Annotated in this window: 20 protein-coding genes; 8 read left to right on the forward strand and 12 right to left on the reverse strand. The window is 59.7% G+C overall.

Annotated elements, in window-relative coordinates; translation table 11 throughout:
• The 4 genes from NOM06_RS00725 (at position 1) to NOM06_RS00740 (ending at position 3,579) form a co-directional block, all read left to right on the forward strand.
• Positions 1 to 1,056 (forward strand): HlyD family secretion protein, encoded by a 1,056-nt coding sequence (locus NOM06_RS00725; RefSeq protein ID WP_255909157.1) that lies wholly within the window; start codon positions 1 to 3, stop codon positions 1,054 to 1,056.
• Complete coding sequence (locus tag NOM06_RS00730; RefSeq protein WP_216958824.1) at positions 1,046 to 2,143, forward strand: DUF2955 domain-containing protein; 1,098 nt, start codon at positions 1,046 to 1,048, stop codon at positions 2,141 to 2,143. The genes NOM06_RS00725 and NOM06_RS00730 overlap by 11 nt, the downstream gene beginning before the upstream one ends.
• A gap of 172 nt (positions 2,144 to 2,315) precedes the next feature.
• The gene (locus NOM06_RS00735) at positions 2,316 to 3,080 is read left to right on the forward strand and encodes a substrate-binding periplasmic protein (RefSeq protein WP_370688880.1); all 765 of its coding nucleotides are present in this window, start codon (positions 2,316 to 2,318) and stop codon (positions 3,078 to 3,080) included.
• Between the two features lie 142 nt (positions 3,081 to 3,222).
• A complete protein-coding gene (locus NOM06_RS00740) occupies positions 3,223 to 3,579 on the forward strand; it encodes an MliC family protein (RefSeq protein WP_005338437.1) in 357 nt (118 codons plus the stop codon).
• 56 nt (positions 3,580 to 3,635) lie between these two features.
• Here NOM06_RS00740 and NOM06_RS00745 read toward each other — a convergent pair whose 3' ends face one another.
• From NOM06_RS00745 to nrdD, 5 genes are all read right to left on the reverse strand, one after another.
• Positions 3,636 to 4,028, reverse strand: coding sequence for a TonB family protein (locus tag NOM06_RS00745; RefSeq protein WP_255909161.1), 393 nt, complete (start codon positions 4,026 to 4,028; stop codon positions 3,636 to 3,638).
• 176 nt (positions 4,029 to 4,204) lie between these two features.
• Positions 4,205 to 4,375 (reverse strand): YqaE/Pmp3 family membrane protein, encoded by a 171-nt coding sequence (locus NOM06_RS00750; RefSeq protein WP_005338440.1) that lies wholly within the window; start codon positions 4,373 to 4,375, stop codon positions 4,205 to 4,207.
• A 64-nt stretch (positions 4,376 to 4,439) separates the two neighbouring features.
• Complete coding sequence (gene nrdG / locus NOM06_RS00755) at positions 4,440 to 4,949, reverse strand: anaerobic ribonucleoside-triphosphate reductase-activating protein (protein WP_255909163.1); 510 nt, start codon at positions 4,947 to 4,949, stop codon at positions 4,440 to 4,442.
• Positions 4,946 to 5,242 (reverse strand): hypothetical protein, encoded by a 297-nt coding sequence (locus tag NOM06_RS00760; protein ID WP_230599605.1) that lies wholly within the window; start codon positions 5,240 to 5,242, stop codon positions 4,946 to 4,948. Before NOM06_RS00760 ends, nrdG begins: the two co-directional genes overlap by 4 nt.
• A gap of 39 nt (positions 5,243 to 5,281) precedes the next feature.
• A complete protein-coding gene (gene nrdD, locus NOM06_RS00765; RefSeq protein WP_042079841.1) occupies positions 5,282 to 7,399 on the reverse strand; it encodes an anaerobic ribonucleoside-triphosphate reductase in 2,118 nt (705 codons plus the stop codon).
• A gap of 444 nt (positions 7,400 to 7,843) precedes the next feature.
• Between nrdD and NOM06_RS00770 the strand changes: the two genes are divergently transcribed.
• Positions 7,844 to 8,818 (forward strand): ABC transporter substrate-binding protein, encoded by a 975-nt coding sequence (locus NOM06_RS00770; protein ID WP_255909164.1) that lies wholly within the window; start codon positions 7,844 to 7,846, stop codon positions 8,816 to 8,818.
• A gap of 81 nt (positions 8,819 to 8,899) precedes the next feature.
• Here the strand turns inward: NOM06_RS00770 and ligA are convergent, their stop codons facing one another.
• The 3 genes from ligA to NOM06_RS00785 form a co-directional block, all read right to left on the reverse strand.
• Complete coding sequence (gene ligA, locus NOM06_RS00775; RefSeq protein WP_255909166.1) at positions 8,900 to 10,906, reverse strand: NAD-dependent DNA ligase LigA; 2,007 nt, start codon at positions 10,904 to 10,906, stop codon at positions 8,900 to 8,902.
• A gap of 99 nt (positions 10,907 to 11,005) precedes the next feature.
• Positions 11,006 to 12,175, reverse strand: a complete 1,170-nt coding sequence (gene zipA / locus NOM06_RS00780; RefSeq protein ID WP_255909168.1) for a cell division protein ZipA — start codon at positions 12,173 to 12,175, stop codon at positions 11,006 to 11,008.
• Between the two features lie 15 nt (positions 12,176 to 12,190).
• Positions 12,191 to 15,565, reverse strand: a complete 3,375-nt coding sequence (locus NOM06_RS00785; RefSeq protein ID WP_255909171.1) for an AAA family ATPase — start codon at positions 15,563 to 15,565, stop codon at positions 12,191 to 12,193.
• A 214-nt stretch (positions 15,566 to 15,779) separates the two neighbouring features.
• On the opposite strand from NOM06_RS00785, the gene cysZ reads away from it, so the two are divergent.
• Positions 15,780 to 16,544 (forward strand): sulfate transporter CysZ, encoded by a 765-nt coding sequence (gene cysZ / locus NOM06_RS00790; protein WP_005338455.1) that lies wholly within the window; start codon positions 15,780 to 15,782, stop codon positions 16,542 to 16,544.
• Between the two features lie 146 nt (positions 16,545 to 16,690).
• Positions 16,691 to 17,305, forward strand: a complete 615-nt coding sequence (locus NOM06_RS00795; protein ID WP_005338456.1) for a trimeric intracellular cation channel family protein — start codon at positions 16,691 to 16,693, stop codon at positions 17,303 to 17,305.
• An 85-nt stretch (positions 17,306 to 17,390) separates the two neighbouring features.
• Here NOM06_RS00795 and NOM06_RS00800 read toward each other — a convergent pair whose 3' ends face one another.
• The 4 genes from NOM06_RS00800 to NOM06_RS00815 form a co-directional block, all read right to left on the reverse strand.
• Entirely contained in the window at positions 17,391 to 17,642 is a 252-nt protein-coding gene (locus tag NOM06_RS00800) for a hypothetical protein (protein ID WP_005338457.1), read from the reverse strand.
• A gap of 47 nt (positions 17,643 to 17,689) precedes the next feature.
• Entirely contained in the window at positions 17,690 to 18,235 is a 546-nt protein-coding gene (locus NOM06_RS00805) for a DUF882 domain-containing protein (protein WP_005338458.1), read from the reverse strand.
• 164 nt (positions 18,236 to 18,399) lie between these two features.
• Positions 18,400 to 19,884, reverse strand: coding sequence for a murein L,D-transpeptidase (locus NOM06_RS00810; RefSeq protein ID WP_201979346.1), 1,485 nt, complete (start codon positions 19,882 to 19,884; stop codon positions 18,400 to 18,402).
• Between the two features lie 92 nt (positions 19,885 to 19,976).
• Entirely contained in the window at positions 19,977 to 20,741 is a 765-nt protein-coding gene (locus tag NOM06_RS00815; protein WP_255909173.1) for an ABC transporter substrate-binding protein, read from the reverse strand.
• Positions 20,742 to 21,057: 316 nt separating this feature from the next.
• Between NOM06_RS00815 and NOM06_RS00820 the strand changes: the two genes are divergently transcribed.
• Complete coding sequence (locus NOM06_RS00820; protein ID WP_041202288.1) at positions 21,058 to 21,603, forward strand: hypothetical protein; 546 nt, start codon at positions 21,058 to 21,060, stop codon at positions 21,601 to 21,603.
• The last annotated feature ends 53 nt before the right edge of the window (positions 21,604 to 21,656 follow it).

The raw sequence follows: 21,656 nt of genomic DNA on the forward strand, positions 1-21,656 counted from the left end.
ATGACCCCGGATCAACAATTTACCCGCTGGATCAAATGGTCCATGGCGGGCTTTGCCACCCTGTTTGCCTATTTTCTGATAGCCGACCTGCTGATGCCCCTCACCCCTCAGGCGATGGCGACCCGGGTGGTCACCAAGCTGGCCCCCCAGGTGAGCGGCAAGGTGATCGAGGTCGCCGTTCACAACAACCAGCAGGTCAAGAAGGGGGATCTGCTGTTCAGGCTGGATCCGGCCCCTTTTGAACTGGCGGTGGAGCAGGCCCGCCTTGCGCTGGCGCAGGCAGAGCAGCAGAACAGTGAACTGGATGCCGCCCTGACCGCCGCCGTTGCCGAGATCAACGCCAAAGAGACCCTGGCCAGCCAGAAGTGGCGCGAGGCTGAGCGGATCGATGCGCTGTACCAACGTCACATGGTTTCGCTGCAACAAAAAGATGAGGCTGACAGCGCCCTGCGCAGCGCCCAGGCCAACCTGCGCGCCAGTCAGGCCAAACTGGCCCAGATCAAGGCCAGTCGTGGCGTGACCGGTGAGGACAATCTGTTGCTGCGCCAGGCCCGCAACAAGCTGGCGCAAGCGCAGCTGGCCCTCTCTTACAGCCGGGTCCACGCGGATCAGGATGGCACCATCACCAACCTGCAGCTCAAGCCGGGCAGTATCGCCAGCGCGGGCAGCCCGCTGCTGGCGCTGGTGTCGGAACAGGTCGATGTCATAGCCGATTTTCGGGAGAAGAGCCTGCGCCATGTCGGCGAGCAAACCCGCGCACTGGTCGCCTTCGATGGCGAGCCGGGTCAGATCTATTCTGCCCGGGTGAGCAGTCTGGATGCCGGGGTGAGTGCCGGTCAGTTTGATGCCAACGGTCGGCTGGCAGCGCCGGTCGAATCGGATCGTTGGGTGCGGGATGCCCAGCGGATGCGGCTGCACCTCGAGCTGGAGCTGCTCCCCGATCATCTGCCAGCCGGGGCTCGGGCCACGGTACAACTGCTGCCGGACAATGCCCTGACCGCCATGCTGGCACGGGGCCAGATCCATCTGCTCAGCCTGCTCCATTATGTCTACTAACCACGCCACTCACCCGTCGGCCAATACCGCCGCAGCACACCCCGCCGGTGTTGCTGCCACCCACCTCTGGTATAGGCCCCTCACCGGCAACGAGCTGCGCCAGTGCCTGCGCATCGCCTTTGGCTGCACCACGGGCTTTTTGCTCTGCAAGCTGTTTGGCTGGAATTACGGGGTCTTCTATACGGTCACACCGGTGCTGCTGCTGGGGATGGTGCCGGTGATGAATGGCCATGCCGCACGCCAGCTGATCGCGGCGGCGGTGGTCTGTGGTGTGGAGGTCGGGCTGCTGGGGGGGCTGTTTGGCAGCCATCCGGCGCTGATGACCCCTATCGCCTTTCTGCTGTTTCTCTACCGTTTCGCCGCCATGTCGCGGGGCAGCCTGTTTCTGTTCGGGGCCAACGGGGTGCTGAGCCTCAGCATCATGCTGCACTTTGCCAGCTATCCGCAGACCGACCTCAACGACCTGATCCTCAACAATATCTGGGCGAGCGTGCTGTCGGTGCTGATCGCTTACCTGATGACCATGCTGATCCCGGATGTGGAGGCCAGACCCAAGCCCGCCTCGGCCCCCAAGGCGCCGCACCGGATGCGCCATGAAGCCCTGCTGGGGGCCACGGTGGCCACCCTGTCGTTTCTGGTATTTCAGGTGTTTGACCTGCGCGACTCCATGTCTGCCCAGGCCACGACCTTGCTGGTGCTGTTCCCCATGCACTGGAACGGTGCACTGAGTTATGCCCGCAAACGGGCGATGGGCACCTTGCTGGGGGTCACCTTCGGCTTGCTCGGCCAACTGCTGCTCTATGACTGGTCAGGGCAACTGCTGCTGGTCGCCCCGCTGCTGTGGCTCGGCGCCATGTTGTTCAGCCATGCCCACGTCAAGGAGGCAGGCGGCTCCGGGGTCGGCTTTGGCGCCCTCACTACCCTCGGCATCCTGTTTGGCCAGTACCTCACCCCGGGCAACGATCTGGTGTTCAGCGCCCTCTACCGGGTGAGCAGCATCCTGTTTGCCATCGTGGTCACCCTGCTGGCCTGCTACCTCGTCCATCGGCTGCTCAACCGCTTCGAGGCAACCCGCTTCGGTTATTGATTTCCTGTTGTAAGCACTGTTGTCAGCCCATGGATGAGCTCTCTTTTGCCCCGTCGCCTGCCGGGGCTTTTTTTCTCGCCCTCGTTTACCTCCCTCACCAATACTCCTGCCACTATAAGTCAGCGCAGAAGTGTGGCTATGCTTGTAAGGCTGCTGTCGATGAGGTGTACCTATGGTCGCGTTGTTAAAAAAATGGCTGGTTTGTCTGATGCTGTTGGCTACCAGCCCGCTCGGGGCCACCTCGCTTGTCATTGGTGCCGAAGATGACTGGGCCCCCTACTGCGAGCGCGACAAGGACAATGAGGATGACCAGCCCCACGGACTGGCGCCTGAGCTGGTCAAGGCGGTGTTCGCCGCCGAAGGGATCGAGATTGTCTTTCGCACCCTCCCCTTCGCCCGCTGCATGCACGATGCGAAAAGCGGCAAACTTGCGGGGTGCTTCAACGCCACCATCACCGAAGAGAACCGCTACCAGTACCATTGGCACGATACCCCCATGTTCGAAGAGGATCTTGCCATCTTCGCCCTTGCCAGCGACCCGCAACGGGATCTCAAACTCACCTCGCTGGAGGGCAAGCGGGTGGGCATCACCCTCGGCTACACCTACCCCACCGATTTTATGGAGAACCCCAGGATCACCCGCTTTCAGGCCAAATCCGATGCCCAGATCCTCGAGATGCTGGTACGTGGCCGGGTCGACTACATCCTGATGAACGGCATGCCGGGCTACCTCAAGATCCAGCAGAAGCAGCTGACCGGCAAGGTGGTCAAGGTTGGCAAGCTCTCCACTGATGGCTTCTGGCTTGCCTTCTCCCGCCACCACCCGCAAGGGGAAGCGCTGGCCAAACAGTTCGAGCAGGGGCTGCAGAAGATCAAAAACAACGGCATCTATGAGACGCTGATCCGCCAGTTTGAAACCAGACTTGGCCTCTACTGATTGACGATGCCTTCCTGATAGCGCCCCCTCATACTCGCGCGGTATGCCGGACAGCCAGCGACGCACCGAATGGCCCCGCTGATTGCACAATAACGGCAACCTGTTAGGCTCACGCCCGTATGACACCAATGGAGCTATAATCATGAATAAGGTACATATGATGGCCGCTGGTGCGCTGGCCCTCGGCCTGCTCGCTGGCTGCAATCAGGGCAATACCCTCTCAGTCACTGGTGGCGAACCGGTCAGTTACCAGTGCGAGCAGGGCAAGAAGGTGCAGGTGCGCTACTTCTCTCTCTCCGACGAAAGCCTCAACTTTATCAAGCTGTCACTGCCGGACGGCAAGGATTACACCCTGCCCCAAGCCATTTCGGCCTCCGGCGCCCGCTATACGGACGAACATGAGGCCGTTTGGTGGAACAAGGGGGATGAGGGCTTTGTGGAACTGCGGGATCAGGATGGCGAGTGGCAGACCGCCTACAACGACTGTAAACAGCAATAAACGTGACCCCGGCCTGGCCGGGGTCTCTCTTTCACTGGCATCAGAGTGGTGGGGGATCAGTTGATCTCGATTTCGAAACGGTTGGTCACCTCGACCGGAATGGCATCCGGATTGCCCTCTGCCGGGCTGTAGCGGATCCGCGAGAGGGCCGCCAGCGCGCTCTGTTCCAGTTCGCCGGGAGGCTCGGCCGCCACCACTTCCGGCTTGACCGGCGTGCCGCTGGCGTCGATTTGATAGCGAACTTCCACATACCCCTTGACCGGTTTGGCCGGCAGGGCGGGCTCGTCATTACCAAGCCATGACCACTGCTTATCCTGAACCCAGTAGCTGGACAACTGCTCGAGAGGGATAGCGATCGGAGCGCGCTCGTGCGCTACCTCCTGATGGGATGAGCACCCCAGCAACAGTGTCACTGCCAGACCTGACCATACTGCGACTTTCCACTTCATGTAACGCTCCTTGTTCTCTGCCGGTGCTTGTTGCCGGACTGCAGGGCGCTCAACGCGGCCCGCTTGGTCAGTCACCCATCCTAACGAAAAAGTATTCGTATGAACATGAACAAAAGGGCCAACCCCGAGAGGTTGGCCCTTTTATCGTCAATAAGCTCACTAACCATCCGCTGGCATCAGCCGCGCTTGTCGCTCACCACCAGCCAGAGCGCATGCACCATGCCCGGCAGACCGCCCATCAGGGTCAGCACTATGTTGATTAAAAAGTGCAGGCTAAAGCCCACCTGGATAAACGCGCACACCGGGGGCAGGAAAATCGCCAGCAGGATCTTGAGCAGATTGTTCATCTCGGCTCTCCTTTTCAAAAATGTCGTCAGGATTGGGATGGGCTAACCATAAACATCCCGAGCTTCAACTGCAAACCAGACAGGGAATTCGCTCACCCGCATCACGCCAGGCGTTGAGGTCGTGAATCTGCTGATTACTGCTGCCACGCCATAGCAGGCCCGGGTCTGCCAACTCCTTTTCAAACTTGCCATCCACCAGCACATCCAGCAAAGCCACCAGCTCACGCTGGGCCTCTGACAGCTCGCCGAGCAGATAGCCGGTCCAGCACCAGATATCCTTGCCCGGACACTCGGCGCGCACCCGTTTCACCAGCGCCAGCACGTGGGGCACGTTGGCCGGGTGGAGCGGATCGCCGCCGGAAAGCGACAGACCTCGCCGTTTGATCCGGCTGTCGTTGAGATCCGCAATGACGCGATCGCTCATCGCCTCATCGAACGGCTTGCCGCCATCGAGCCGCCAGGTGCTCTGGTTGTAGCAACCCGGGCACTGATGCTCGCAGCCCGAGACAAACAGGGTGGCACGGGTGCCGGGGCCGTTGATCACATCGACCGGGTAGTATTGGTGGTAATTCATGACTGAAGGTTCTGGGTGTATTTGAGATATTCCAGCAGACCACTCATAAAACGGACTCTTTCACTAGCAAGTGTCTGGAAATACTGATCTTCACTCCGGTTCAACATGAATAAGATCTTATCCCGCAGCAATTCTTCATCTAGTGCGTAGCCATGCTCTGTCACATAGGCATGAATAAAACGATAGAAAAATTGGGTGTCATTAATATGCACTTCATGCCAAGTATCTCGCGCTACCCATTGCCTCAGCATTTTCTCCGACATCGGTTTTAGAAACATAAGCTCAACCTTCATAAAGTAAGACTCCCTGTATCACAGGGAGTCTTTAGCGATTTACATATGTTTGACGCGGCGCTTCACCTCTTCCTGCTTGCCCGCATTGAAGGGGCGCGCATCCGGGCTACCGAGGTAGCCGCAGACACGGCGGGTCACCGACACCTTGGCGGGGTCGTGGTTACCGCAGCGCGGGCAGGTAAAGCCCTTGGAGGTGCACTCGAATTCGCCGGTAAAGCCGCAGTCGTAGCACTCGTCGATGGGAGTGTTGGTACCGTAGTAAGGCACCTTGTCATAGCTGTAATCCCAGACGTTTTCGAGCGCTTCCAGATTGTGCTGGATGTTGGGGTACTCGCCGTAGCAGATGAAGCCACCGCTGGCGATGGGCGGATAGGGCGCCTCGAAGTCCAGCTTGTCGTACGGATTAACCTGCTTCTCCACATCGAGGTGGAAGCTGTTGGTGTAGTAACCCTTGTCGGTCACGCCGGATACCACGCCAAACTCCTTGGCGTCGATGCGGCAGAAACGGGTGCAGAGGTTCTCGCTCGGGGTGGAGTAGAGGCTGAAGCCGTAGCCAGTCTCCTCTTTCCACTCGTCGATGGCTGCCCTGAGACGGGCGATGATGGCGATGGCCTTCTGTTGCAGCTCGGCGCTGTCAAACAGGTGCACCTTGTCACCAAACAGGGCGTTGATGGTCTCGTGAACCCCGATATAACCGAGGGAAATGGAGGCACGACCGTTCTTGAAGATCTCGCTGACGTTGTCGTCCGCCTTCAGCCGCACGCCGCAGGCCCCTTCCATATAGAGGATCGGAGCAACCCGTGCTTTCACCCCGTCCAGACGGGTAATGCGGTACATCAGCGCCTTCTTGGCGACCCGCAGGGAGGCATCGAGACGATCCCAGAAGTCCGCTTCGTCACGGGATTTCAGGGCAATGCGCGGCAGGTTGAGGCTCACCACACCCAGGTTGTTGCGACCTTCGTGGATCAGCTCGCCATTCTCCTCGTAGGCACCGAGGAAGGATCGGCAACCCATGGGGGTCTTGAAGGAGCCGGTCACTTTCACGACCTGGTCGTAGTTAAGGATGTCCGGATACATCCGCTTGGAGGCACACTCCAGCGCCAGCTGCTTGATGTCGTAGTTGGGATCACCCTGCTTGTGGTTGAGGCCATCCTTGATGGCAAACACCAGTTTCGGGAACACGGCGGTCTTCTTGTTCTTGCCAAGGCCAGCGATGCGGTTGCTGAGGATGGCGCGCTGGATCATTCGCGACTCCCAGCTGTCCCCCAAGCCAAAGCCGAAGGTGACGAACGGCGTCTGACCGTTGGCGGTGTGCAGGGTGTTGACCTCGTACTCCAGCGACTGGAAGGCGTCGTAGCACTCTTTCTCGGTGCGAGCCATGGCGTAGGCTTCCACATCGGCAATGCCCCACTCTTCGGCCACTTCACGGTGTTTCTGCCAGCTGATGGTCACATAGGGAGCCAGCACTTCGTCGATACGGTTGATGGTGGTGCCGCCATAGATGTGGCTCGCCACTTGGGCGATGATCTGGGCGGTCACGGCAGTGGCGGTGCTGATGGATTTCGGGGTATCGATCTCCGCATTGCCCATCTTGAAGCCGTGAGTCAGCATCCCTTTCAGATCGATCAACATGCAGTTGAACATCGGGAAGAAAGGTGAGTAATCGAGATCGTGGAAGTGCAGATCACCGCTCTCGTGGGCCTGAACCACATCACGGGGCAGCATGTGGCTGGTGGCATAGTGCTTGGCGACGATACCGGCCAGCAGGTCGCGCTGGGTCGGGATCACCTTGGAGTCTTTGTTGGCGTTCTCGTTGAGCAGGGCGGCGTTGGTCTGCTCGACCAGACCGCGGATCTCCTGTGCCAGACGGCCGCGCGCCTCGCGGGCCTGATCCCGATCGTGGCGATATTCGATATAGGCACGGGCGATGGCCTTGTCGTCGGAAGCCATCAGGTGGTTTTCGACCCGGTTCTGGATCTCGTGAATATCAACTTCACCACGCCCTTCCAGCTCCTGACTCACGGCATTGGCAATGCGGGAGGCGAGTGCCGGATTGGCCTGATTGACCGCTTCCGCCGCTCGGCTGACTGCCTCTGCAATCAGCTGAGCATTGAATGGTGCGCGACATCCGTCACGTTTGATCACAACCGGTTTCATGAATTTTCCCCGTTAAAAGGCCAGGCATTTGCCTCTGGCTCACCCTTGTTGGGCCCCCCTCCCGGCATCTCGTCCTGGACGCAAATAAATTCAGCCGAGGCTTGACAAGCCTGGGCTGAAGATAGGAGGGGAACAGCTTATACACAGCTTAATAACACAACATATAGGGATTAAAAACGAATGCGTCCCTATATGTGGTGTCTATTAGGCACCAAAGCGAAGCCTCATTTCTTGATCCAGAACAGGTTTTTCAGCGAGCGGGACAGTTCACGACCAACCTAAAAGAGCCCCGTTCAAATCCAACCTCAAGCAGGGTGCGGGCTGGCGTCCGATCCACCCACCCGAAAAAAATCGCCCCCCGCCGCACAGGTTTCGAGATGACAGCGCCAACCAAAACCGCCCATACTGAACAAGAACTCTCTCCCCCTCGACAAGGGACAACCCATGCGCACCTCTCTGCTGTTGCTACTGTTATCCACCCTCTCTCTGCCGCTCTGGGCCGCCAACATTCTGGTGATCAGCAGCTACCATCCCGAATACCTGTGGGACCAAAGCTACAACAAAGGGCTGCTCGATGGCTTGCAGGGGGAGCACAAGATCACCCACTTCTATATGGACACCAAACGCCATCCACGGGAGAAGTTCGACGAGATCGCCCAGCAAGCCATCGCCTTTTATCTGAAGAGCAAACCGGATCTGGTAGTACTGGGGGATGACAACGCCATCAACTATCTCGCCAGCGAGATCTCGTCCCTCGGTACCCCCGTCGTCTTTCTCGGCATGAACGAAAATCCCCGGCTCAAAGGCTTTGTCGGCCACCCCAAGATCACCGGCGTGCTGGAGCGCCCCCTGCTCAAGCGCAACATCAGCGAAATAAGCCAGATGATGGGGGGGCTCGACAAGGCGCTGGTATTGTTTGATTCCAGCAATGTGGCCCTCACTGCCATTGAGGATGAATTCAAGACCCAGACCGAGCTGCGGGTCGGTCAGACCCGGATCAACAGCCAGCTGATGGGGGATTACAGTCTCTGGCAGGAGGCGGTGCTCAACGCCAAGAAGAACGGCTATCAGGCAATCTTCCTCGGCCTCTACCACACGCTGGTCGATGACAATGGCAAGCATGTGAGCGAAAAGACTGTGCTGGAGTGGACCAGCGCCAACACGCCGGTGCCGCTCTTCTGTTTCTGGGAATTTACCGTCGGCAAGGGGATGGCCATCGGCGGGTTGGTGCTGGACGGCCACGATCAGGGGATACAGGCAGCCAGCCTCATCAATACCATTCTGGCGGGCACCCTGCCCCGTACCATCTCCCCGCGCGCGGCCCTGCGCGGCGAATATGTCTTCAGTAAGAGCGAGTTGGCCCGCTGGCAACTCACCGTGCCCGACAAGTGGCGCCACAAGATCCTCTGGCGTGAGTAACCGCCGAAACAAAAAAGAGAACCCGGCCATGCCGGGTTCTCTTTTATCGGGTGCTGCGGTTAGCAGGCTTGGTGAGGGCTATCAGCCCTGCAACGCCTGTTGCAGCTCCTCTTCGGTCCAGATGGTAATGCCGAGCTCCTGCGCCTTGGTCAGCTTGGAACCGGCCGCTTCCCCCGCGACCAGCACATCGGTCTTGGCAGATACCGAACCCGCCACCTTGGCCCCCAGCGCCTGCAGCGCCGCCTTGGCGTCGTTGCGCGACAAGGTGGTCAGGGTGCCGGTCAGCACGAAGGTCTTACCGGCAAAGGGTTGCTCCGCGGCCTCTTTCTTCTCGATAGCCGGCCAGTGGATGCCGGCAGCCAGCAGAGCCTCCAACACCTCCACGTTGTGGGGCTGACGCAGGAAGTAGTAGACATGCTTGGCCACCACATCGCCCACATCGGCCACTTCGAGCAGCTGCTCCACCGAGGCTGCGCGCAGTGCATCCAGGGTGAGGAAGTGGTTGGCAAGGTTGAGCGCAGTCGCCTCCCCCACTTCGCGGATCCCCAGAGCAAACAGGAAGCGCGGCAAGGTGGTGCTGCGCGCTGCATCGATTGCGGCTACCAGATTGAGGGCCGATTTTTGCCCCATCCGCTCAAGACCTGCCAGCTGGATGGCATTGAGGCTGAAGAGATCGGCGGGAGTCTTCACCAGCCCCTTGTCTACCAACTGCTCGACAATCTTGTCGCCAAGGCCATCCACATCCATGGCACGACGGGCAGCGAAGTGCTTGATCGCCTCCTTGCGCTGCGCCTCGCAGAACAGGCCACCGGAGCAGCGGGCAACAGCTTCCCCTTCCAGCCGCTCGACCGCAGAGCCACACACCGGACACTCGGTCGGGAAGAGGATCGCGCGGGCGTCGCTTGGGCGCTGTGCCTCCACCACAGCGACGATCTGCGGGATCACATCCCCCGCCCGGCGCACGATCACCGTATCGCCAATCATCACGCCGAGACGTTCAATTTCATCAGCATTGTGCAGAGTGGCATTGGAGACAGTCACGCCGCCAACAAACACCGGTTTGAGCTTGGCCACCGGCGTCACGGCGCCTGTGCGACCAACCTGAAACTCGACGTTCTCAAGCAGAGTCATCTCCTCCTGCGCCGGGAACTTGTGGGCGGTCGCCCAGCGCGGCGCACGTGCCACAAAGCCCAACTCCTCTTGCAGGGGGATGGCATCCACCTTGTAGACTACGCCGTCGATCTCATAAGGGAGCTCGCCACGGCGGGCTAGAATGTCGTCGTGGAACGCCTGACAACCGGCGGCCCCCTCTTTGAGCTTCACCTCTGGACTGAGCGGCAGCCCCCACTCCTTGAGCTGGGTGAGACGGCCAAAGTGGGAGTCGCCCAGTTGCTCGCCACCAACACCGACACCGTAAGCGTAAAAGCTCAGGGGACGGCTGGCGGTGATGCGTGAATCGAGTTGACGCAGGCTGCCGGCGGCGGCGTTGCGCGGGTTGACGAACACCTTCTCGCCCGCTGCCAGCGCCTTGGTGTTCATCGCCTCAAAACCGGCCTTGGGCATAAAGACTTCGCCACGCACCTCAAGCCGCTCGGGCCAGCCAGAGCCCCGCAATGCGAGCGGAATGGCCTTGATGGTACGCACGTTCTCGGTGATCTCCTCACCGGTGGCGCCATCGCCCCGGGTGGCCGCCTGCACCAGCTGACCATTTACATAGAGCAGGCTCACCGCCAGACCGTCGAGCTTGGGCTCGCAGCAGAAGGTGAAACGCACGTCACGCTTGAGGCGATCGCTCATGCGCTGTTCGAACGCCTGCAACTCTTCGCTGCTAAAGACGTTATCCAGACTGAGCATGGGGATCTCGTGACGCACCTGACTGAACGCCGTCAGCGGCTGACCGCCGACCCGCACGCTGGGGGAAGCCGGGGTTTTCAGCTCGGGGTGGTCAGCCTCCAGCGCGATCAGCTCGCGCATCAGACGGTCGTATTCGGCGTCCGGTACGGTCGGGTTATCCAGCACATAATACTGGTGACCATATTCGGTAAGCAGTTCACACAATTGACGGTGGCGGGAGAGGGTGTCGCTCATGAAAAAGTCTCGAAGTGTGATTGAACATACGGCCGGGGTAGAAACAAAAATGCGGTACCAGGGTACCGCACTTTTTATTCACTCGACCCGCATGGCGTATTAGTCGCGGCTGGCCTCGTAGGCAGCCAGCTCGTGACGGTAACGGGCAATGGTCTCGTCGCTCAGCGGGCTGCGATCCATATCGGTCAGCATGGCATCGAGATCGCTGGCCAGCTGATCGGCAGCCTGCAGCATGTCCTCGAAGGCAAACGCGGCATTGCTGCGCAGCGGCAGTTGCATGAACAGGGAGACACCCGGCGTGGTGAACTGTTCCATCCGGTACGGATTGAAGGTACCCGGCTTGACCATGTTGATCATGGAGAAGAGCACTTCACCCTTGCCGTTGGGATCTTCGTGACGGTGGAAAATATCCATCTCGCCAAACTTGAAGCCCAGCGCCATCAGGGATGAGAGCAGGGTTGCACCTTGCAAGTCGTGACCCGGACGGCCCATCAGGTTGATGACATAGACATCCTGCCAGATCTTCTCGACCGGCTGGGGCGCCATGCGCTGCTCTTCAACCACAGGTGCAGGTGCCACATAGGCCGGCTCTTCATAAACAGGCTCGGGAGCCACATGACGGGGCTGCGGCTGATATTCCGGCTCGGGAGCACGCACCGGTTCGGCACGAACGGTGTCGGCGGTACGGACTGTCTCTGCACGGGCACCAAAAGTCGGGGCGGTCGCGTAAGCGGGCTCGACCAGCGGCTCATCGTCCAGCGACTGCATCATGGGCTCGCGCTGGGGACGGGAACGGTAGACCGGGGTACGACGATTGACCTGAGCAGGTTTGCGCACCGGCGCGGCGGGCGCCTCGTCGATCTCCTCGGGCAGCGGTTCGTCGAACGCTTCCTCCTCTTCATAGACAGGAGGCGGCGGAACCGGGCGGGCAGCAGGCTTGCGCACTACGGGCGGCGGCAGATCGTCCTCGTCATCTTCATCATCAAAGGCGGGGACGGCAGGGCGACGACCGAGTTCCGGCTGGCGGCTCTCTTCACTGCGCAGCTTGGGCTCGGCACGACGGCCACCACTGACCACACGTACCTGGCCGATGCCATCGCTGTCGAAGGCGTCGTTATCACGATCCCGCGACTTGGAGTCCATCCGTCCAATCGGTTTCTCTTTGATCGGTGCCTGACGATTCTTTTTGTTGCTCCACAACCCGTGAATGAGCAATGCCGCAATAGCAATACCGCCCAGGGCAACCAAGATGTAACGCAATTCCTGCATTAGCTGCTTCTCTTTCTAGTTTTGCTCAGCCAAAGCGACGGCTTCACCGATATCGACCGACACGATGCGAGAAACCCCGGGCTCTTGCATCGTGACGCCAACCAGCTGCTCAGCCATCTCCATGGAGACCTTATTATGACTGATGTAAACGAACTGTACTGTGCTCGACATCTCTTTGACAAGAGAACAGAAGCGACCGACGTTCACTTCATCGAGCGGTGCATCCACCTCATCCAGCAGACAAAAAGGTGCTGGGTTGAGTCTGAAGATGGCAAAAACCAGCGCAAGCGCGGTTAACGCCTTCTCCCCCCCGGAAAGCAGGGCAATGGTAGCATTCTTCTTACCCGGAGGTCTCGCCATGATGCTCACTCCGGCCTCCAAAAGATCATCGGAGGTAAGCTCAAGCCAGGCACTGCCCCCACCGAACACTTTTGGAAACAGGGATTTTAAATCTTCGTTGACCTTATCGAAAGTGTCCCGGAACCGTATTTGTGTCTCTTTATCAATTCTTTTAATGGCTTGGCTCAAGGTTTCCAGCGCTTGCTCGAGATCCTGACACTGATTTTCGAGGTAGGTTGCCCGGGTTTTCGCCTCTTCGTACTCCTCCAGTGCCGCCAGGTTGATGGCGCCGAGCGCCTCCACTTGCCCCTCCAGCGTCTGGATCTCCTGCCGCAGCTTGCCGCGATCAGCGGCGATCAACACTGCCTGATCGAGATCTACCAGTCGAACCCCCAACTCTTCGAACTGCTCGTGCAGCCCCTGTCGACGGGTGAGGTTACGTTCGCGCTCAAGGCGCAGGGTTGCCAGCTTCTCCTGCAACGTCACCAGCTGCTTGTGATCGGCACTTCTGGCCTGCTCCAGCTCACCGAGCTGGCGCTCCAGCTCCGCAAGCCGTTGATGGCAGGCGAGCTGCTGCGCCTCCAGATTACGCTGCTCGGCCAGCAGGGGCGCCAGATCCGGCACTGCCTCGCTATCCGGCCCTTTCAGCCCGGCCAGCTCCAGCCCGAGCCTCGCCAACTCCTCTTCGCCCAGGGTAATGAGTTGGCGCAGATTGCCCAACTCCAGTTGCAAACGCTGGCAGGCCGCTTGTTGCTGCTCGCGGCGCACACGGGCCTCGTCGACCGCCCGCTCGCAGCGGGTCAGCAGCTCCTGAGCGAGCTGCAACCCTTGTGTCAGCGGCTCCCCCTGCTCCTGCAACTCGGCAAGGCGCGCCTCATCGAGTTCCAGTTGTTCACGGGCGCTGGCCAGTCGCTCTGCCTCTTCGGCCTGCTCCTGATCGAGCCGGATCAGCTCTTCGCCGAGCTGACCGAGCCGCTGCAACCGCTCCTGCCGCTGACCCTGTTGCAGGCTCCAGGCTTCGCGCAGTTGTTGCCATTTCTGCTCTTGCTCGCGCAAGGTTCGCTGCGACAACTCCTGCGCACTGGCAAGCTGGGCGCGCCGGACATCGGCAGCAACAAGTTGCTCGCTCAGCTGTGCCAGCCCCACGGCAACCCTCTCCTGCTCGGTATACAACCGCTCACGCTCACCGAGCAGTGCCATGGTGCCGAGCGCCGCGCCCTGCCCCAGATCTGCCCAGTTTGGCCCCAGCCAGTCGCCAGCAGGAGTCAGTACCGACTCACCGGCCACAAGGCTTGGCTGGCGTGCCAATGCGGCCTCCCGGCTCTCCACCAGCCAGATGGCGTTGAGGAAGGCAGGAATATGCTCACCACCCAGTTGCGCCGCCAGCGTACCGGCAACCGCCGGTTGCGCCGGGCCAATCCAGAGCCCTTCTTGCGCCAGATTACACTCGTCCGCCGGCGTTGCAGTGAGCCAGCGCCCCAGCACCTTGTCGAGTGCCTGTGCCCACTCAGGGGCAACCTGCAGTCGATCGGCCAGGGTCGCCCCCTCCATCTGCTCGCCGAGGATCTGATCCAGCGTCACCAGCCGCGCCTCCAACTCCCGTTGCAGGCTCAACTGCTGGCCATGCTGCTGCTTGAGTTGTTCATGGGCGTCGACCGCCTGCACCAGCTGCTCGGTTAGCTCACCATTGGCCGCCCGCGTCAGCTCCAGCTCACCACTCAGGGCATCGAGGGCCGGTTGCAGATCGTCGACCTCTGTGCCGAGGGGGCCAGCGCGTTCATCTTCCAGCTTGAGGCGGGCCAGCCGGGTCTTGGCCTGCAGCTCCTGCAGACCACCCAACCGGGTACGGGTCTGGTTGAGCTGCCCCTGCAACCCGGCCAACTGTTGCTGCCACTGCTGCTGGCGCAAGCGGGCCTGCTCCAGCCGCTCGCTGGCGTGCTGGCGGGCCTCCTGCTGCTCGGTGAGCAACTGCTCACACTGCTCCAGCCGGGCGCTCTCCTGCTCGGCGCGCAATACCCCTTCGGTCAGTTGATCCTGCTGGCTGGCCAGCTGCGCCTTGCGAGTGGCGATCCGCTCGCCGAGTGCCTCTGCACGGGCCTGCCAGTCGCGCCCCAGTTCACTCTGGTGCAGTTGCTGTTGCTCGAGACGGGCGATGGCCTGCCCGCCGAGAAAAATCTGTTGCTGACGGCTCGCCTGCTCGGCTTGCGCCTCTTGTCTGGCGACCGACAGGGTGACGTGGCGCCCCTCATCGGCGGTGCGCTTGGCATCGAGCGCCGCCAGCGCCTGCTCGGCCTGCGCCAGCTCTGTTTTGGCCTCGCCAAGGCGCGTCTCCAGCGCCCACAATTCGGAGCCAATCAGCTCGGCACGAGCGGCGCGCGAACGACTCTTGAGCTGTTTGTAGCGTTCGGCCGTTTCGGCCTGGGCTTTGAGGTGGTCAAGGCGCGAACCCAGCTCGCCGCGAATATCGCCGAGGCGCTCCAGGTTCTCCTGAGTGTGGCGAATGCGCTGCTCGGTCTCGCGGCGCCGCTCCTTGTAGCGGGAAACCCCGGCGGCCTCTTCCATAAAGAGCTTGAGATCGGCCGGACGCGACTCCACCAGTCGGCTGACAGTGCCCTGCTCGATGATGGCGTAGCTGCGGGGGCCAAGGCCGGTGCCGAGGAAGAGGTCGGTCACATCCTTGCGGCGGCACTTCTGGCCGTTGATCTGATAGTGGTTGGAGCCGTCGCGCAGCACTTCGCGGCGCACCGAGATCTCGGTAAAGCGGCCAAACTCGCCGGGCACCCGGTTGTGGGGATTGTCGAACACCAGCTCGACCGAGGCGCGCCCGTGCGCACTGCGATTGATAGAGCCGTTGAAGATGACATCGGTCATGTTCTCACCGCGCAGATGGCGAGCGGAACTCTCCCCCAGCACCCAGCGCACCGCGTCGATGACGTTGGATTTGCCACAGCCATTGGGGCCCACCACGGCGGTCATGTCTGCCGACAGTTCGATGCGGGTCGGCTCGACGAACGACTTGAAGCCGGCGAGTTTGATCAGTTTCAGACGCATGGCGACCTGTATCAGTGGCTAAATAAAGAGGATGCGGGCAGGTGACTTTACCAAATCCAGACCCGGCTTTGTTTGTAATATGCAGGCATCATCCCCATTCAATGCCCGATTTTCAGTCGCCACGGCACGAAATAAGGAATAGTCGGCGACTTTACCAAATCAAAGGCTTGTTTGTAATATGCTGGCAGTTCTCCCATGCATAGATGGAGCTCACATGAGCCAATCACCCCATATGGTCAAAGATTCAATCAGCGGTGCAGACTATTTCCTGCGCGGGTTTTCCCTTATTCGCCAACCGGGCATCCGCACCTTTGTGCTGATCCCCCTGCTGGTCAACTTCGTGCTGTTTGCCGGGGCCTTCTATGCCCTGTTGCTGCAACTGGACGGCCTGTTCGCCTGGCTCCATCAGCAGATCCCCGCCTGGCTCGACTGGCTGGACTACCTGCTGTGGCCCATCGCGCTCATCACCATACTTGTGGTCTTCTCCTTTATCTTCAGCTCGGTTGCCAACTGGGTAGCCGCCCCCTTCAACGGCCTGCTGGCGGAGAAGGTGGAGCAGATCCTCACCGGTCAGCCCGCCAATGACAGCGGCATGCTGGATATCGTCAAGGATGTGCCACGCACCTTCGGCCGCGAATGGACCAAGCTGAAGTATTACCTGCCCAAGGCCATTGGCTGCCTGATCCTGTTCCTGATCCCTGTGGTAGGCCAGACCCTGGCGCCTGTGCTCTGGTTCCTGTTCAGCGCCTGGATGATGGCGATCCAGTATGTGGATTATCCGTTCGACAACCACAAGATCGACTTCATCACCATGCGCGACGCCTTGAAGCAGCGCCGCGGCAAGTGTCTGAGCTTCGGCGCTTTGGTGACCCTCTTCTCCGCCATTCCTGTGGTGAACCTCTTCGTGATGCCGGTCGCCATCTGTGGCGCCACCGCCATGTGGGTCGATCACTACCGGCAGGAGCAGTTGGGGCGCTAACCCTTGAACATTGATTAGAAAAAGGCACCCGAAACGGTGCCTTTTTCGCATTTAGCATGAATTAAATTAATGCATGCATTCGATAGCTTGTCCCATATGACACGAGTTGGTAGGATTCTGGCCTTTCTCGTTCCCTGGGATATCTCATGTTACATGCACTCTTCTTGGTGGGCCTGGTGGCCGAAGGGATGACCGGCGCGCTGGCCGCGGGTCGGCGACGGATGGATCTGTTTGGTGTGGTGATCATCGCCTCGGCGACGGCCATTGGTGGTGGCACCATTCGCGATGTGCTGCTCGGCCACTATCCGCTGCTCTGGATTGAACATCCGGAATATGTGCTGCTGGTTGCCGCAGCCGCGATGGCAGGTGTGGTCTCTGCCCCCCTGATGCGCTATCTCGGCAAGCTGTTCATGGCCCTTGATGCCCTGGGACTGGTGGTCTTCTCCATCTTCGGTGCGGCCCGGGCGCTGGATATGGGCCACGGCGCCGGTATTGCCTGCATCATGGCGGTAGTGACCGGAGTCTTTGGCGGTGTGCTGCGGGATCTGCTCTGCCAGCGCATTCCGCTGGTGTTTCGTCGCGAGCTCTATGCAGCCATTTCGCTGATCACCGCAGCGCTTTACTGTCTGGCGCTGGATCAGGGCTTGCCCACCAACTGGGCAGCGTTCGGTTCCATCGGGATCGGCTTTGTACTGCGGCTGCTGGCGGTACGTTTCAAGTGGGGACTGCCCACCTTCAACTACCAGTACGCGACCCACTGAGTACGCCAGCTTCTGGCGAATCGGGTTGGATTGCGAGCAACAAAAAAGCGCCCGAGTGGCGCTTTTTTCATGGACGTTCTGCGACTCAGTTAATCCCTTCCGAGCTGAAGAAGGTCGCCTTGTCGGCGATAAAGCGGATCTTGATGTTCTTCCCTTCTCCGCCCCAGAGGCAGCTGGTGGTGCCCAGCGCATCATCACAGCGCTCCGCCTTGCCCAGAATAGTGCTGGCCTCGGCGTAACTCATCCCCATCTTCAACTGGTCGTAATTTTCACGGTTGAGCTTGCTGCAACCGGTCAGCAACAGGGCGATCAGGCCGCCAATCACTATCTTTTTCATCGCTATCTCCTCTCTGGTGGGAAGAGCTTGGCAGTTTGCCAACCCCTTTACCAGCTGCGCACCGGGCCGGTATCGAGGTGAACGAAGTTATCACGGGGATAGTAACCAACCCCACCCACCTTGAGCTGGAGCGCCGCCTTGCGCAGATGGGCCAGCTGTACGCCGGGGATCCGCACATCCACCGCCTGCCCCAGGGTGTGGTAGCTGTGTTTGGCCACGCCGCGGCTCTTGTGGCGCTTTTGGCGATTGGTCGCTGGGGCGCGATAACCGGAGATCAGTTGAATTTCGCTGCGCCGACCCAGCTTGTGCTGCAACAGAAACAGCTGATCAAACAGCTTCTTGTCGATGTTGAACACTTCGTTGCGCCGGTAATCGCGGAAGATGTGATTGAGCTCGGCCAACCCGTCGCTCAGATAGTGGCCATTTTCCCAATAGCTGGCGCGCACCCGCTCGCCGGTATTGAGATTGAAGAAACTGAGTTCACGCCCGGTGGTACTGCGGCTGGCCAGTGCAGGGAAGGAGATCAGCGAGCTGCCCAGCAGGCAACCGGCTCCCAGCAACAGGCGACGTCGACTTATCTCTTGTTCCAGCATAAGGGGTTCGTCCATCGCAGATTCAAGCGAAAATAGTTGAATAAGATCACTGATTGAATGTGATACAGGCGCTTGAAACTACCCTCCGGCGGGGGGACCTGTCAAACCTCAATCGCCCATAGAAAAGCCCGGCACAGGCCGGGCTTTTCACTCTGTGGCAGGGATCACAGCAGGCGGCTCTGGAAGCTGACCCGATCAAATCCGTAGATGTCGTTACGCAGTTGCTGGCGACCATTTTCGTCGATCCAGCTGCTCCAGTAAACGGTAAAGACCGGGATCGGCGTGGTGAGCGGCAACCATTTGGTCTGGCTCTCCTTGAGGATATTGGCCACCTTGTCCGGCTGATAGCGGGAGTCCGCCAGCAACAGCTCGGCCAGATCGTCCGCATGTTCCACCCTGATGCAGCCCGAACTGAAGGCGCGCGCCCCCTGTTCGAACAGCGCCTTGCGCGGGGTGGAGTGCAGATAGATGGCGTCATTGTTGGGCAGGTAGAACTTGTAGCGCCCCAGGGCATTGTGATCCCCCGGTTTTTGCCGCAGACGATAGGGGAAACCGGCTGCCAGCGCCTGATGCCACCCCTCTTCGGTGAACTGCACCGGATTGCCCTCGCTGTCGATCACCTCGAACTGCTCGCGACTCAGATAGGCGGGATCGCGACCCAGCTTGGGCAGGATGTCCTTGCTCAGGATCGAGCGCGGCACATGCCAGGAGGGATTGAGCACGATAGAACGAATTTCGCTGGCCAGAATGGGGGTGGCGCGCTGCTCCTTGCCGACGATGACCCTGCTGGTAAACACCTCGTTGCCGGACTCCACCACGCTCAGGCGGTAGTCGGGAATATTGACCAGCACGTAGCGACCACCGGCGAGCTGATCCACCAGATCGCGACGCCACAGGTTACGCAACAACAGGCTGGCGCGCACTTGCGGGCCGGTATTGAGCCAGGAGCGGGTCTGACGGCCGATGATGCCGTCCGCGGTGAGACCGTGACGACGCTGGAACTGCTTGATGGCCTGCTCGGTATCACCATCGTAAATCTGATCACCATGACTCGGGGCGCTGTCGCCCAGCTCGTTGAGCATGGCGCGGATTTGGCCGAGCTCGGCGGAGCTCTCTCCGGCACGCAGGGTCGGCATATCAAGGGTCGGCCACTTGCTGGCCATCGGCATCGCCAGCAGTTTGTGCACTTTGGCCCGCACCGCCTCGTATTCCGCCACCTGAGGGCGCAGGGATTTCACCTGAGTGAGCAGGTCATCATCGCTGGGCTGGGTCACCACAGGGCGGTTCAAATCGAGCTTGAGGGTCTTCATCTGCTCGCGAGAAACCAGATCCATCCCCCGCCAGGCGTGCTGGAAACGGCTCAGCTTGGTAAAAATGTCGTCATAGATGGCGCCACGCTTGTCTGCAGGAGTGGCCTGCAGGCGCTTCCAAAGCGTGAAAAAATCGGGGTGCAGCTGGGCCAGCACAGCCTCTTGCAACTGCTGCTCCAGCTCGATACGGGCCTGTTCGGCCTGACTGCCCTGATACCAGTCGTGTCCGGTTTCACTGGCCGCCACCACAACTTGTGCTTCGGTCGCATGTACCGCGCCAGCGGGCAAACATCCCAGCCACACCAGATTGGCAAGAGCCAGCCAATACTTCATCCCCATGGGTACCTCAAAACGGTTTGTTCACTCTGTCGGGCCTGACAAGCAGACCTGATGCTCAGGCCGCTCATGATGCGTGAACGGCCAATACTTTGCTAGCGCCCGGGGGCATAACGCTGCCAGATAATGTCATACGCATCTGTCTCCTTGAACCGCGCCAACGCCTGATTGAATTGTTGCAAGAACTGCGGCGAAAAGCTGCGCTTGCCCAACATAAAGAAGCTCGGCGATTCAGATACCACCATGGGGTGGCTGGTGAACTGACCGCTCATCCCCTCCTTGTTGAGGGCGCTGGGGGTAGCCAGCATGTCACCGAGGAAACCGTCGATCCGCCCGCGGGCCAGCTTCTCATAATTCTGCTGGTCGCTCACCGCACTCACCTGTTTGGCATAGCGATCGAGCAGCGACATCACTTCATCACCATAGAAGTACTCTTTGGTGACACCGAGGGAGTAACCACTGGCCAGCCAGCTCGCCAGATCCTGCTCGGGGTAGTGGCTGCCCTTGCGGATCCACAGCAAGGTGCGCCCCGGGTTGTAGGAGTCGGAAAACCAGGCATAACGGGCGCGCTCATCATTGATGTTCGCTTCCATCGCCATGTCTATCTCTCCATACTCCATTTCGTGAAGTACCCGCTTCCAGGGCAACTCCACATAGTTGACCTTGCAGTGCATGGAAGTGAGTACAGCCGTCAGCACCTCGGCGGCATAACCGCGCACCTGTTGCGGTGAATCGGCTTCGTAATAATGGTAGGGGGGCCAGTTATCGTAACCGACCTGAATAGGCTCGGGACACAGGGCCTTGGCCAATGCCATTGGCGCCCATAATCCAAGCAGCAGAGAGAGGGAGAGCCACTTCATAGGTCATCCTTGACGAATAGGTGAGTCATCATAAATCGCCCCCTGCAAAATGGCGATAGAGGCCAGATGACAATCGCATCCGCTAGAAAATGACGCAGCAAAGCACGTCTATTTGCCAAACGCCCTGCCGGAGCGCTACTGGCAACCTGCGCCCCGTCAGACCTGTTTAACCGGGAAACAGCAACGTTTGGAACAGGGGTAAAAAGGGGTTAATATGTGACCAAATATTTTTTTGTGATCCACTATGCTTTTTTTGCAATTGGATTAGCATATGCGCGACATCGGCCTACCCATTCTGTCAGGCATAGAGAGTGATATGACGTACAAAAAGTTCGGTTTTTTGACTGCCATTCTGGCGTTAAGCGGTTTTTATCTTTACACCCTCTATCTGGCTGCTCACCCCAACGTGAGCCTGGCCTACAAACTCTATTATCTGGAAGGCAAGACACGCTTCTGGGAACACAACTCCAGCATGACCTATCAGCCGGGTAACGAGCTCAATCTGACCAAGCCAAGCCGCTTCCTCTCCAGCGAAGGCTGGGCCAAGAAGCCGAGCGACGAAGGTACCCTGCTCAGCGGTCAGGGCGGTCTCTACTTTGTGCTGCCCAAGCAAGCAGCCAATCCGGATCAGCTTACCGTACAAGCCCGCATCAACAGCCCGGAAGCCGGTGCCCTGTTGAAAGTGGCGCTGGGTCACGACTTCACTACCACGGTGAAACTGGCCAAAGCGGGCATCAACGAAATCCGCCTCAGTCTGCCCGGAGACTCGCTCACGGCAGATCCCAAGCGCCCCAATTTTCTGGCGCTCTCGGCACCTACTCCCATCAATGTGCAGTCGGTACGTTTGACCGTAGCCCAGTGATCCTTGCCCCGAATACCATTTTATAAAAACAACTATCCCAAATAAGGACGTTC

Source organism: Aeromonas sp. JL9 (assembly GCF_024436075.1).
Taxonomy (GTDB): Bacteria; Pseudomonadota; Gammaproteobacteria; order Enterobacterales; family Aeromonadaceae; genus Aeromonas; species Aeromonas veronii.